Origin of the sequence: Tenacibaculum finnmarkense (assembly GCF_900239185.1) — a bacterium.
Classification (GTDB): Bacteria; Bacteroidota; Bacteroidia; order Flavobacteriales; family Flavobacteriaceae; genus Polaribacter; species Polaribacter finnmarkensis.
This window is the reverse complement of sequence record NZ_OENA01000061.1, coordinates 29,340-43,457: the sequence shown is the minus strand read 5'-3', so window position 1 is coordinate 43,457 and position 14,118 is coordinate 29,340. Positions and strand designations below refer to the sequence as shown.

Annotated in this window: 12 protein-coding genes; 4 read left to right on the top strand and 8 right to left on the bottom strand. The window is 30.9% G+C overall.

The genetic code is table 11. The annotated features are described in order from the left end of the window. Positions 1-9: 9 nt before the first annotated feature. The 6 genes from AQ1689_RS08705 to trkA form a co-directional block, all read right to left on the bottom strand. Positions 10-1,674: a peptidase domain-containing ABC transporter gene (locus AQ1689_RS08705; RefSeq protein ID WP_101914871.1), complete on the bottom strand. Its 1,665-nt coding sequence runs from the start codon at positions 1,672-1,674 to the stop codon at positions 10-12. Beyond that, positions 1,661-2,344 carry a TetR/AcrR family transcriptional regulator gene (locus AQ1689_RS08700; RefSeq protein ID WP_101955838.1) on the bottom strand — a complete coding sequence of 228 codons (684 nt, stop codon included), beginning with the start codon at positions 2,342-2,344 and terminating at the stop codon, positions 1,661-1,663. Before AQ1689_RS08700 ends, AQ1689_RS08705 begins: the two co-directional genes overlap by 14 nt. A 143-nt stretch (positions 2,345-2,487) precedes the next feature. Further along, complete coding sequence (locus tag AQ1689_RS08695) at positions 2,488-2,646, bottom strand: hypothetical protein (protein ID WP_180947563.1); 159 nt, start codon at positions 2,644-2,646, stop codon at positions 2,488-2,490. Between the two features lie 5 nt (positions 2,647-2,651). Beyond that, positions 2,652-4,835, bottom strand: a complete 2,184-nt coding sequence (locus AQ1689_RS08690) for a T9SS type A sorting domain-containing protein (protein ID WP_101955837.1) — start codon at positions 4,833-4,835, stop codon at positions 2,652-2,654. 125 nt (positions 4,836-4,960) lie between these two features. After that, positions 4,961-6,460, bottom strand: coding sequence for a TrkH family potassium uptake protein (locus AQ1689_RS08685; protein ID WP_101955836.1), 1,500 nt, complete (start codon positions 6,458-6,460; stop codon positions 4,961-4,963). Next, complete coding sequence (gene trkA, locus AQ1689_RS08680) at positions 6,460-7,806, bottom strand: Trk system potassium transporter TrkA (RefSeq protein WP_101914874.1); 1,347 nt, start codon at positions 7,804-7,806, stop codon at positions 6,460-6,462. The genes AQ1689_RS08685 and trkA overlap by 1 nt, the downstream gene beginning before the upstream one ends. Positions 7,807-7,908: 102 nt before the next feature. On the opposite strand from trkA, the gene radC reads away from it, so the two are divergent. From radC to AQ1689_RS08665, 3 genes are read left to right on the top strand one after another with little or no spacing between them, the layout of a single operon-like run. Further along, a complete protein-coding gene (gene radC, locus AQ1689_RS08675) occupies positions 7,909-8,595 on the top strand; it encodes a RadC family protein (protein ID WP_101955835.1) in 687 nt (228 codons plus the stop codon). A gap of 45 nt (positions 8,596-8,640) precedes the next feature. Next, complete coding sequence (locus AQ1689_RS08670; protein ID WP_101955834.1) at positions 8,641-9,945, top strand: polysaccharide deacetylase family protein; 1,305 nt, start codon at positions 8,641-8,643, stop codon at positions 9,943-9,945. 36 nt (positions 9,946-9,981) lie between these two features. Beyond that, positions 9,982-10,695, top strand: a complete 714-nt coding sequence (locus tag AQ1689_RS08665) for a hypothetical protein (RefSeq protein WP_101914876.1) — start codon at positions 9,982-9,984, stop codon at positions 10,693-10,695. 59 nt (positions 10,696-10,754) lie between these two features. On the opposite strand, the gene AQ1689_RS08660 is transcribed toward AQ1689_RS08665, so the two are convergent. Continuing rightward, complete coding sequence (locus AQ1689_RS08660; RefSeq protein ID WP_101914877.1) at positions 10,755-12,026, bottom strand: replication-associated recombination protein A; 1,272 nt, start codon at positions 12,024-12,026, stop codon at positions 10,755-10,757. Positions 12,027-12,048: 22 nt separating this feature from the next. Between AQ1689_RS08660 and AQ1689_RS08655 the strand changes: the two genes are divergently transcribed. Further along, positions 12,049-12,876, top strand: coding sequence for a rhomboid family intramembrane serine protease (locus AQ1689_RS08655; protein ID WP_232122580.1), 828 nt, complete (start codon positions 12,049-12,051; stop codon positions 12,874-12,876). 481 nt (positions 12,877-13,357) lie between these two features. On the opposite strand, the gene rlmB is transcribed toward AQ1689_RS08655, so the two are convergent. Then, positions 13,358-14,095, bottom strand: a complete 738-nt coding sequence (gene rlmB, locus AQ1689_RS08650) for a 23S rRNA (guanosine(2251)-2'-O)-methyltransferase RlmB (RefSeq protein WP_058885443.1) — start codon at positions 14,093-14,095, stop codon at positions 13,358-13,360. Between the last annotated feature and the right edge of the window lie 23 nt (positions 14,096-14,118).

The following is a 14,118-nucleotide window of genomic DNA, read 5'->3' as shown; positions in this document are numbered from 1 at the left end:
TCTGTTGCTTTATTTGTTAATAATTTTACCTTTATGAAGCGTAATTTTTTTAGTACATTTTTCTTCCCATTTATCGTTACTGCTTACAATAATTAAGCTCCATTTTTGGGAAGGGCTTGTAATAAAATCGATAATTTTTTTGGCTTCTTTCTTTTCAAATTGGTCTAAAGGATCTTCTAAAATTAAAAGTTTTGGCTTTTTGATAATCGCTCTTGCTAGAATAATTTTTTTAGAAATGGTATAACCAATATGTTTTCCTTCGGGTTTTAGTTGGGTTTCTAAGCCGTTTTCTTGATATTTTAAAAAATCGGTTAAGCCAACAATTTCAAAAACAGTATAAATTTCATCATCTGAAATTGCGGTATTTCCAAAAGTTACATTTTCTCGAATGCTTCCTTCAAACGGATTTTCTTCGGATAATGACATTCCTAAATACGCTCTATAATTATTAATTTGTAGGCTTTTTATAGATAAATCATTCACAAAAATATTTCCAGCGGTAGGGGTTGTAATTCCTGCGATAAGCTGTATTAAGCTTGATTTTCCTGCGCCACTTTCTCCTTGAATTAATATTCTGTCATTGGGTTCGATATGGAACGAAATATCTTTTAAAATAAGTCTTTCTCCTTTAAAAATGGTGTAGGAAATATTTTGTATTTCAATTTTGAAAGCTTTGGTATCGCTGACAGTACTTCCTTGTTGATTCTCGATGGGTTTATCAATAATTTGCCCTAATTTTTCGATAGAAGTAAGCACATCATAAAAGGATTCTAAGCCTAAAATTAATTTTTCCACAGAGCTTATTATCAGTAAAATAATTATTTCTGCGGCAACAAATTGTCCGATATTCATTTGTTGATTTAATACTAAAAAACCACCCATCAATAACAAACCAGCGGTAACAATTACTTTAAAACTAATCATTTGAATATATTGAATGATTAATATTTTAAAATGACTGTCTCTTGATTTTAAATAATCACTCACTAAATCATCGCTTTTATCTAAGGAAAGTGTTGTTTTTCCTGCTACTTTAAAACTGATAATTGTTCTGGCTATTTCTTGTAGCCAATGCGCTACTTTATACTTGTTTTTAGATTCTTTTAAACTGGTTTCTAAGCCAATTTTTGCCGTGTATTTAAATACAATATAAATTAATAAGAGTAGTAAAAGACCAAATAAAATAAAAAAAGTATGGTAAAAAGATAATAATAATAGTGCAAAAATTATCTGTAAAAACGCCGAAGGAACATCAATTAAAATTTTTGAAATTCCTTTTTGAATAGTAAGTGTATCAAAAAAACGATTGGCTAATTCCGGTGGATAATAATTTCGTAATTCGCTCATTTTTATTTTAGGAAAACGATAGCTAAGCTCTAAAGAGGCTCTTGTAAAAATACGTTGTTGTATGGTTTCAATAATTCTAATTTGCATGAGTTTTAATACGCCACTAAAAGCCACACCGCCTGTAACTAATATTACAAGAACTACCCACGATGCCGAAATTTGTGCACCTTGTAATAAATTGATAATTGCCTGTATTCCTAAAGGAAGTGATAATGCTACAATTCCTTCAAATATGGCATAATAAGATATTTGTAAAATATCTTTTTTTTCTAATTTTAAAAGTCCTAAAAACCGTTTCCAAGGTGTTAATGGGTTATTTTCTGCCATTTGAAAGCGTATTAAGAGTTAAATCGATAAAAAATGAAGTTGGAGAAGTAGTCTTATCGCAATTTGTTAGCGACTTAAAATTTTGCTTTATAAATTGCTGATGTAAAGCACCTTCAATAACCGTACTTGCTAGTGTAAGCGGGTGTTTATAGTTGTTATTATAATTGGTTATTATATCGGCTAAACGCTTTACAACTTCTTTATATAATTTAAAAAAACCTTCTTTATTTTCGGTATCTACTTCTTTTGTAGAATATGACTTTGAGTTTTCATTAATTACAATTAAGTTTAATAAAACCTCATTAATATGTGAGAAATTACTGTCTTGTTCGGTTGTTTTGGTGAGTATTTGAATCGCTTTTATTAATTTTTCTTCGGAATTATGAATGCTATACGTTTCTATAACTAATTGATATTGCACCCAGCCCCAATACCAGGAAGTTAAATAGATAAGTAGTTTGTGTTTGCTTTCAAAATATCGATAAATAGAACTTTCATTAGAGCCGATTAATTTACCTAGCTTTTTAAAATTGAAACTTTCAAAACCGATTTCTTCGATTAATTTGATACTATTTTCAATAATTTTTTTTCCTAATGAAGAAGTTTCAGGATCTTTAATATAGATGCCTATAGGAATTTCAATTTTAATATTTGATAGAAAATTTTTCATAAATAAATAGTATATCTGCAAATGTAATAGTAATACTAATACTATTAATTAAGAGTGTTTTTGTGTTAAAATAATTTTAATTGTTTGCTAGAACTAAAAAACCCTCGAAATTTCGAGGGTTTTTTGAGGTAAAATAGGTTGTTTTAAAATTTATTGCCAGGAGGAGCTAAGCTAGCTGCCTGCGCTTTTTGAGGATTTAATATTAAATAAGTCCCTAAAGCGGTTAAGCTAGCATACTTACCATAGTTTTTTATTTTTTTTAACGCCTCTTTTCTAGAAATGTTTTCGGGTGTTTTTTTCATGATTTTTAGTTTAAGATAATTTTTTTAGTAATTTTACCTAAATTAGAATTTAACTTAATAATATAAATTCCTTTTGATGTTTTAGGTAGTTGAATTACGTTTATAGCTGCTGTTTTAAATTGCTTGCTGATAATTTTTTCTCCTAAAATAGAATAGATTTTTATAGAAGCATTTTTTGAAGTATTTTCTGAAAAATTTGTTGATGCTAAACCTTTAATTGTTAGTGTTTTATCTGCTGACGCATAAATAGCTACATTTTGTGTGTTTTTATTTAAGTTTTCTTGAATAGCGTTAATTTTTGGGTTTTTATCGCTTGTGTGAAGATAAAATTGTGATGTATTACTGTTTAGAACAACCGTATAATTTTCTTCTGATAAATTCGTAAAAACCCCATTGATTTTATCTTCTAAATAAACATTCATATTAGTTGGTAAATTCATTGAGTTTGCCGAAAACATAATTTCATTACCCGTATTTGCTTTTAAATGTATTGGAATAACGGTATTTTCCATGGTATTGATAGGTAAAGATTGAATGGCATAATTTTCACCTTTATTTTGAGAAACTAACTGTGTCGTTATTGAAAAATCACTTGAAAATCCTTTAAATTGCGCTCCGTCGTAACCATTATCAAAACCTGTTGTAGTACCTTTTATATAGTATAATTTGGTCTTGCTTTTTTTATTCGTCGTATTATCGGTAGCGCTTAGATGTATTTCTGTTCGGCTGCTTCTTTTAAAAGTATCGGTTGTTTGATGTTGCTGATTAGTACTGTTAAAAGAGATGTTTCCGGCAGCGTTAGCTTCCATAAAAAAACCTTGTGCAGGTGCTAAAATAAACGCATCGGCAGCAACTTTTGTTTCATAATTAGTACCGTTCCAAATCCAAATAGTTTGAGCGGTTAGAATACTGTTGTTTTGAGTTAAAAAAGTGTTGCTATTTAAGTACGAAGTGTAGGGATTTCCAACTAAATTATAGCCATTTTCGTTTTTTGTAACAGGGGTGTTTACGGTTAAATGATTAATTTCACCTCTAAATTTTAAATTTCCAGCGGTAGCTAGTTTTACAGAAAAACCAGCTCCTTTTTCGATGTTTTCTTCGGATGATTTTGTCTGATAATTCCAGGTAGTTCCATCGTTTTTATAAGGCGCAATTCCTATTCGACCGCCAGCAGTTGCTTGAGCAAAAATGTGATTTGTTATTAAATTATCGGTGGTTTCTCCTGTAACAGGTGAGCTAACCAAATGCCAATTAGCAGTTAAAGCTCTTTGGTAAATAACTGTTCCTGTAACATTTGAATTTGCAATTAAAGAAGCGCCATTTTCGATTGTAATTCCTTTTACTGTTGTCGCATTTGTTATTGTCGGGTACTTATTAAGCCCGTTAGGAATTAAAACATCACTCGTATTTGTAGGAATATTTCCTGAATTCCAGTTGGTGGCTGTTGTCCAATTATTGTCGGTATTTCCGTTCCAAGTAGCATTGATAATAGAGAATGTATCCGAAGAAAAAGGAAGTAATAATTCTCCATTTCCATTAACGACATTTGTCCAATTATTTTCAACATCAGCAATTAAAGAATAATAATCAGCAAAAGAATTTTGTCCTGTTTTATCTCCTTTATAAACAGCACCATCAGGGGTTGCAGAAGCATCAAAAGTAATAATAGAAACGCCTTTTTTTAAACCTGTTCCTTTTAGGGTAATACCATCGGCATTATAAGTTCCAAGCTGAGTGGTATCGTTTCCTATTTGAAGTGCAGTAATAAAAGTTATTGGAGTATTAACATCAGTTCCAATATAAATAAAAAGAGCGTCTTTTGTGGTGGTGGTTAAGTTAAAACCTCCAATCCTTGTAATACTACCTATTGATGCTCCAAAATTAGGGTTAGTAGCATTGTCAATATCTGTAAAAGTGACAACGCTTCCCGCCGGAATTACATTGCTACCTGTAAGCCAGGTTAAACTTCCTTCTCCAGTGGTAAAGCCTCCAAGCCCATCGGTTTCTTTATCAGAAATATAAAGCGTAGAGTTTGCAGGAATAGGGGCTAGTATAGCAATAGAAAAATCTTTATCGCCATCGGCATTAAAACCTGTAAAAATAATATCACCTGTTGTTTGTGCGTTTATTTTTATTGCTGATAAAAAAAGAATTCCTATCAGTAATTTAAAAAAGTACTTATGTTTCATAGTATCATAAATTGATTAATGAAACGAAGGTAATTTATTGTTTATTTACGAGTGTTTTGTAGTTGTTTTTTAAATGTTATTATAACGATATGTTTTTGTAGTAATTTGTATTTGAGGTGCTTGTGTTAATTTTTACGCCAAAAGAAAGGGGTGAATAAAATTAATACCGTAAAAAGTTCTAAACGCCCGATAAGCATTAAAAAAGAACAAAATAATTTTGCTCCGGTAGATAAATGATTAAAATTATCAACAGGGCTTACACTACCTAAACCAGGACCAATATTTCCTAAAGAGGAAGCACAGGCGGCTAAGGCTGAATAAAAGTCTAATCCGAAGAAAGCAAGTATGATAGTTCCCATAATAAAAATGAACATATACAATACAAAGAACGATAAGATGTTAAATACAATGGTTTGTTTAACGGCTTTTCCGTCATAACGAACAGGGATTATTGCATTAGGGTGTAAACTTTTCTTAAACTCTAAAAAACTACTTTTTAATAAGATAATATGTCGTACAATTTTAACCCCACCAGAGGTAGAACCTGCCGATCCTCCTAAGAAAAATAATGAAAAGAAAATTGCCGTTACAAAATAATTCCACATCGTAAAATCAGCCGTAACAAAACCTGTAGTTGTTATTACTGATAGTACTGAAAATAACGAATGTCGTATGGCACTTTCAACATTACCATATACCATCGGATGCTCAATAGAGGTTTGTAATGAAGGGTCTTGATTAAAAATAATCATGACAGCAATAACACTAGAAATCCCTAAAACACCAAAGAAATAATACTTAAATTCTTCACTTTGAATAACTTTTCGCACCTTTCCTTTTAAAGCAAAGTAGGTAAGTACAAAATTGATACCTGCTAAAAACATAAAAAAGATGATAATATATTGTATAAATGGCGAGCCATTCCAATGAGCAACACTAGCATTTTTAGTTGAAAAACCACCAGTACTAATGGTTGCCATTGCATGATTTAAGGCATCAAACCAGCCCATACCCGCAACTTTTAAAAGTAAAAATTCTACAAATGTAAGCAATACGTAAATTAACCATAAACGTTTTGCGGTATCGGTAATACGAGGGTGTAATTTATCGGCTGATGGCCCTGGAGCTTCTGCCATAAATAACTGCATACCGCCAATTCCTAGTAAAGGTAATATGGCAATGGTAAGCACAATAATTCCCATTCCGCCAATCCAATGCGTAGCGCTACGCCAAAACAGGATTCCTTTAGGCATCGATTCTATATATGTTAAAATAGATGAACCTGTCGTTGAATAGCCTGAAATAGTTTCAAACAATGCGTTGGTAACACTAGGAATACTGCCCGATAATAAATAAGGAAGCATTCCGGTAATTGTTAAAATAAGCCAGCCTAAAGTAACAATAAGGTAGCCTTCTTTTTTCTTGATTTTTTTAGTAACAGGTTTGTTAAAAAAAAAGAGAACTAAACCGGTAGCTATTGTAATTAGTCCGGCGTTTAAAATTCCCCACTTAGAAGGCTCGTCATAATAAAAACTAAACGGTAATGAAAGCCACATGAATAAGCCATTAAGAACGGCTGTTATCCCTAAAAATCGATAAATTAATTTTAGATTGAAATTTTCCATTAGTTGAATAATTCTTCTACAATTGATATTGCTTCGGGCAAACAAAAAACGATGGCTTTATCGCCACTTTGTAATTGAAAATCACCAAAAGACATATGAGGTTTTCCATCTCTAATAACACCACCAAAAACGGCTTCTCTAGGAAAACGTAGTTCTTTAATTGGTTTTAGAGTTACTTTGGCATTTTTTTGAACTTCAAATTCAAAAACTTCGGCATCAATATTATGTAAGTTTGCTAAGGCTAAAATTTCACCTTTACGTATGTGGCGGAAAATATTACTTGCCGCAATTAATTTTTTATTAATAAGGGTATCAATACCAATGGTTTGTGAAATATTGATATAATCCATATTTTCAACCAAGGCAACGGTTTTTTTAACTCCTTTCGATTTTGCGACCAAACAAGACATAATGTTGGTTTCAGAATCGCCAGTTACCGCAATAAAAGCATCCATTTCTCGAATGTTTTCATCTTCTAAAAGCTCTAAATCTCTACCGTCTCCATGAATAACTAAGGTGTCTATCAATTCTTCGGCAAGGTGCAAGGCTTTTTCTCGTTTACGCTCTATAAGTTTTACTTTAAAGTTAGCGCTACAAAGACTTTTAGATGTTTTTCTTCCGATATTACTACCGCCAAGAATCATCACATTTTTAATGGCTATTTGCTCTTTACCAATAATAGGATGTAATTTATCAATGCTATAACTTGGTACCGAAAAATAAACTTGATCGTTCATTTTATAGGTAGTATCACCACGAGGAATAATGGTTTGTGCGGTGCCTTCTCGTTTTATAGCGATGGTAATAAAATCAACTAAACTAAATTTTTCTTTAGCTTCTTTAACGGTTAAATTTAATATAGGCGATTTATAGCCAAGGGTTGTTCCCATAATATTAAATACGCCGTTTTCAAAAGTAACGGTATCGTTAAAAGAAGATTGATTTAACAGTACTTTTATTTCTTCAGCAGCTAAAGCTTCAGGAGAAATCATGAAATCTACGCCAAAATCTTTAAAGTCAATACTGTCGTTATTTAAAAATTCAGGATTGTTAATTCTGGCAATTGTTTTTTTTACGCCCAATGCTTTTCCAATAACCGATATGGTAAAATTGGTATTCTGACTTTCGGTAACCGCTAGTAATAAATCAGCATCAGCAATGCCAATTTCTTTTAATAACTGAATAGAAGTAGCGTCGCCTTTTTTGGTGATAACATCTAAATGGTTGTTGATGTAATCAAGCTTTTCGCCATCAGAATCAATAACGTAAGTATCTTGAGATTCGTAAGAAAGGAGTTTGGCTAAATGAAAACCAACGTCTCCAGCCCCAGCTATAATAATCTTCATGAGTTTGATAATAAAAAGTAGGCAACAAAGATACTGTGCTTGTTTGGCTTGTGCAAAAAAATGGATTATATTTATAACTAATTTAGAGATGATAGCTGCCATATGAAAAAAAAATCAATCAAATTGTGGGCATTAGATGACAGACCTCGTGAAAAATTAATGTTAAAAGGAAAAGCCGCTTTGTCAAGCGCTGAATTAATCGCCATTATAATAGGTTCAGGTAACAGAGAACAAAGTGCCGTTGGGTTGTCTCAAAAAATAGTAGCCTCGGTCAATAATGATTTAAACGCCTTGGCTAAATTATCATTGGAAGAATTAATGAGCTTTAAAGGCATAGGAGAAGCAAAGGCTATTTCAATAGTTACGGCTTTAGAAATAGGCAAACGTAGGCAATTTATAGAAAGCAATCGGATTTCTAAAATAACCAGTTCATTAGATGCCGCTACCATATTGCAACCATTAATTGGCGATTTAGGACATGAAGAGTTTTGGGTTTTATACTTAAATAATTCAAATAAAGTAGTCGCAAAACATCAACTAAGTAAAGGAGGTTTTACTGCAACTTTAGTCGATGTAAGATTACTATATCAAAAGGCATTAAAAGTTTCTGCGGTTGGTATTATTGTGGCACATAATCATCCGTCAGGAAAACTAAAACCTAGCAATTCAGACATTCAATTAACTGCTAAAATTAAACAAGCGGGTGTTACTTTAGATATAAAACTACTAGATCATTTAATAATTACCGAAAAAACGTATTTTAGCTTTGCAGATCAAGAAATGCTATAGTGCTTTTGTATTGTTATTTGTGTTTTTAAGCCCTTCAAAACAGTTATGATACTTATATATACTCCTAAAATAACCCCTCGAATTCGGTATGTTTTTAAGCATGTTTTTACACATATTTTACATATACCAATTCAGTTTACAAGCAAAGTAGAAGAATTTGTGGCGTATAACAATCCTAAAATCACCTATACAAAAGTAGCTTTAGGAAAAGAGTTTTTTATAAAAAGTACCGCCTTGTTAACGCAGCAAGGAATACAAGATATAGATATAAATATAAAAAAATGGGATGCAGTTCCTTGTTTTTTTGCTACCGATGAGCAATCTGAAATTCCTTTTGATATTTTTGCAGCTACTTTTTATTTAATTTCTAGGTATGAAGAATATTTACCACATATAAAAGATAGCCATGCTCGTTTTTCAGCCACTCAAAGTATTGCTTTTAAATACGGTTTTTTAGAAAAGCCACTTGTTGATATCTGGGCATATAAATTCTTAGATGCTTTAAAGGTTAAATACCCCAAGTATGCGTATCCAACAAGGAAGTACCAGTATATTTCTACGATTGATGTTGATAATTCCTTTATTTACAAACACAAAGGTTTTATTAGAACACTTGGTGGTTTTTTAAAAGATACTTGGCACTTTAAAGTTATTAATATTTGGGATAGAATGGCTGTCTTGTTTAATTTTAAAAAGGATCCTTTTAATACATTTAAAATACTGTTAGAATTAAAAAAAACACATGAAATTAGAACTATTTTTTTCTTTTTAATAGGCGATTATACAACGTTTGATACCAATGTTTCTGCCTCAAAAACTCCTTTTAAACTATTGATAAAAGACATCGTAGATTATGCAAGGGTAGGCTTACATCCATCATATCATACCATGACAAATAACGCCTTGTTAAAAAAAGAAAAAGAACGCTTAGAAAACATTATAAATATGCCAATAAAGCGTTCTCGTCAGCATTATTTACGCTTGTCATTGCCTGAAACCTATCAAAATTTAATTGATTTAGAAGTAACAGAAGATTATTCGATGGGCTATGTAAGTCACGCAGGTTTTAGGGCAAGCACTTGTACGCCATTTTATTTTTATGATTTAGCCTTTGAAATTCAAACACCCTTAAAGGTATTTTCTTTTGCTTTAATTGATGTAACTTTAAAAGATTATATGAAGTTAACACCCAAGCAATCGTTAGGTAAAATAAGAGATTTAAAAAATGAAGTAACTGCCGTAAATGGTGTTTTCATGACTACTTTTCATAACGAAAGTTTAAGTAATTATGAGCAATGGAAGAGGTGGAAGCGTGTTTATGGCGCCATGTTAAAAATAGCCAAAAATTAAAAAAAATCAATTAATTAAAAAAATTAAGTGTTAAATATGAATAAAATAATCATACTATTATTGCTGATAAGCACATCAATACAGGCTCAAAAAAAGGTAAATAATTACAAATATATTATGGTACCTAATAAGTTTGATTTTCTTAAAACAGTCGATCAATATCAAACCAGTTCATTAACTAAATTTTTATTTAAAAAACACGGTTTTACAGTCTTTTTAGCCGATGAGGTTTTACCTGACGACCTAGCTGAAAACAGGTGTTTAGCATTAACAGCGGTGCTTACTGATGCATCTAGTTTGTTTACAACAAAAAATAGTATTACTCTTAAAGATTGTGGCAATAAAGATGTTTTTTCATCAAAAGAAGGGAGAAGTAAAATTAAAAATTACAAAAAAGCATATCATGAAGCAATTAGAAATACTTTTAAATCAATCAAGGCTTTAAAGTATAAATATACGCCAAATAGCACTCAAAATATTATTCAGAATATTGATAATCAAAGTGAATTACTAGCTAACAAAACAGTAGAAAGTACTGTTATTAACCTATATGCTCAACCAACGAAAAATGGTTTTCAGTTAGTAGATACAGCCCAAAAAACTATTTTTAAAATACTAAAGACTAGTGTTAAAAATGTTTTTGTTATGGAAGATGAAAACGGAATCATCTATAAAAATAATGATATTTGGATTGCCGAATATTATAAAAAAGGAATTAAAACAATAGAAAAATATCAAGTAAAGTTTTAAATATTACATGCTATTTTATCCATAAAAAAAGAGTGTATTTTTATAATACACTCTTTTTTTTAATACTTATATTTATCTTTCCAGCGTTGTTTTAATAATTCTCTAAACTGATTTTCTCGAGCATTATTACCTGGTTCGTACAATTTTGTGTTTTTAATTTCTTCGGGTAAAAACTCTTGATTTACAAAATTACCAGTATAATTATGAGAATAGGCATAGTCTTTTCCGTAGTTTAAATCTTTCATTAATTTTGTCGGAGCATTCCTTAAATGTAGCGGAATAGGTAAATCGCCTGTTGTTTTTACTAAATTTTGAGCTTCACCAATCGCCATATAAGAAGCGTTACTTTTTGGCGAATTTGCCAAATAAATAGCACATTGACTTAAAATAATTCTTGATTCAGGATAGCCAATTACCGAAACCGCTTGAAAGGTATTATTTGCCATAATAAATGCTGTTGGATTGGCATTTCCAATATCTTCGGAAGCTGCAATAAGCATTCTACGAGCAATAAACTTCACATCCTCGCCACCTTCAATCATTCTAGCCAGCCAATAAACTGCGGCATTTGGGTCGCTTCCTCGTATCGATTTTATAAAAGCCGACGCAATATCATAATGTTGTTCGCCTGTTTTATCATATCGAACTGTATTTTTTTGAATTTTAGATAAAACAAGTTCGTTGGTAATTTCAATTTCATTTTCAGCAGCCACTAATAATTCAAAAATATTTAAAAGTTTCCGAGCATCACCACCACAAACTTGCAATAAAGCATCAGTTTCTTTTAAGGTAATTTTTTTATCAGCAATAAATGTATCTTTTTTCATCGCTCTGTGTAAAAGCGCTATTAAATCATTTTTATCAAAAGAATTTAAAATATACACCTGACAACGAGAGAGTAGTGCAGGTATTACTTCAAAACTTGGGTTTTCGGTAGTTGCACCAATTAAAGTTACCCAACCTTTTTCAACAGCGCCAAGTAAAGAATCTTGTTGCGATTTGCTAAAGCGATGAATTTCATCAATAAATAAAATAGGATTTTTTTGACTAAACAATCCGCCGCTTTTCTTCGCTTTTTCAATAATTTCACGCACATCTTTTACACCTGCGCTAATGGCGCTCAAAGTATAAAAAGGTCGCCCAGATTCGTTGGCAATAATATTGGCAAGTGTTGTTTTTCCAATTCCCGGAGGTCCCCAAAGAATTAACGAAGGAATTATTCCTTGTTTAATATGATTGGTTAAAATTCCGTTTTCGCCAACTAAATGTTGTTGACTTATATAATCGGATAAATTCTGCGGACGTATTCTTTCTGCCAAAGGTTGATTCATTTTGTAAAAATACCAAAGATTTATGACAGATGTTCCGAAATTTTTAGTTGGATTTGTTTTTGATATTTCAATACCTATGAAAACAGCTACTGAATTAAAATATTCGAACCGTATTTTTTTAATACCATTTATTTTTGTGATTTCAATATGGTTTATATATTGGATAGAAATTACTTTTGGCTTCAATTTTAATAAATTTGGTATTTTACCAAGAGAAGTAACTGGTTTGAAAGGAATTTTAACCTCGCCTTTTATTCATGGCGATACAGGACATTTGTTTAATAATTCGGTGCCTTTATTTGTTCTTTGTGCGAGTTTGTTTTATTTCTACAGAAGTGTTGCCTTAAAAATATTGATTTTTGGCGGATTATTTACAGGGTTTTTAACCTGGGTAATTGCTCGTGAATCCTATCATATTGGCGCAAGTGGCATTGTTTATTTACTTTTTAGTTTTGTTTTTTTCAGCGGAATTATTAAAAAACAATATCGACTTGTAGCGGTTTCGTTAATTATGATTTTTTTATACGGAAGCATGATTTGGTATGTGTTACCAATAAAAGACGGTGTTTCGTGGGAAGGACATTTATCAGGGTTTATTACAGGAATTTTATTGGCTATTTTTTACCGAAAAAAAGGTGTAATAAAAGAGAAATTTGTGTTTTCTAAAACAGCTTTTGATGAACTATTTGATGAGCAAGGAAATTATGTTCCGCCAGTTATCGAAGAAGAAGAAGAAGAAGAAGAAGAGCAGGGAAGTGGTCAAGAAAATAAAGAAATTCAAGATAAAAACAAAGTAGCTAAAATTGATGTACCGAACGTTTTAAAAATAAATTATATTATTTCAAAGTAGTTTTTTTAGAAGCAATTTCCCGCTTTCCGCACTCGCTTTTTTTTGAAGAAAAATCAAAAAAAGAGCTCAAACAAATGCTTCAATCGGGGCTAGGCTTGGTTGCTTTATTTTAAAATTAGATTATCTTTTTTTATAAGAGCTTATTTAAAAATTAAATAAACTGTCAGTTCGAGTGATTTTTTCCTTCAAAAAAATAGTATCGAGAACTTTTTTAACATCAAAATGAATAAAAATTCATCAACATAAAAGAATTCAAATTCTCGATACAATTTTAATTCCTTTCAGTCTTTAAAATCACTCGAATTGACAAAAAAAAACAAAAAAAAGGCAAATCAAGATGCGATGCTGAACTAAATTCAGCATGATGTTTATATCTTTTTTTAAAAAAAACACTTTATTAGAAATTTGTTTATCATTAAAAACAAAACATAAAAAAAATCCTGCAAAAAGCAGGATTTTAATTTTTATAATTTTGTAATATTTATTGTCTTTGACGGATAGTTTCATAAAGAAAAACCCCACAAGCAACAGAAACATTTAAAGACTCAATTTCACCAAGTAATGGTAATTTGGCTTTATAATCTGCCATTTTTAATACAGAATTACTAACTCCTTTATGTTCAGAACCCATTATAATTGCAACTGGCTGATTAAAATCAACATCAAAAACAGAATCTTCGGTTTTTTCGGTAGCCGCTACTAATTTTATATTTTCTGCTTGTAATTGAAACATAGCATCTTTAATATGGTCAACTTTACAAATAGGAATTTTGAAAGCTGCACCTGCCGATGTTTTAATCGTTTCAGCATTTATAGGAGCACTACCACTTTTTTGGATAATAATTCCGTTTACTCCAGTACACTCAGCAGTTCTAATAATTGCACCAAAATTTCTAACATCAGATACTTGATCTAATAATAAAAATAAAGGCATTTTATCAGACTCTAAAGTAGTTTCTATTAAGGTTTCTAAATCATGAAAATCAACAGGTGAAATTCTAGCAACAGCCCCTTGATGATTACTGTGTTTCGATAATCTATCTAATTTTTCAGTAGGAACAACACTGATTGATACTTTGTTTTTTCTTAATAATTTATCTAATTCAAAAAATAATTCTCCACGAAGTCCTTTTTGTAAATATACTTTGTTAATTGAAGCTTCGCTTTCAATTGCTTCAATAATTGCTCTAATACCAAAAATAGTAGTGTTTTCTTCCATGCTGCAAAGATAGTTGAAAATTA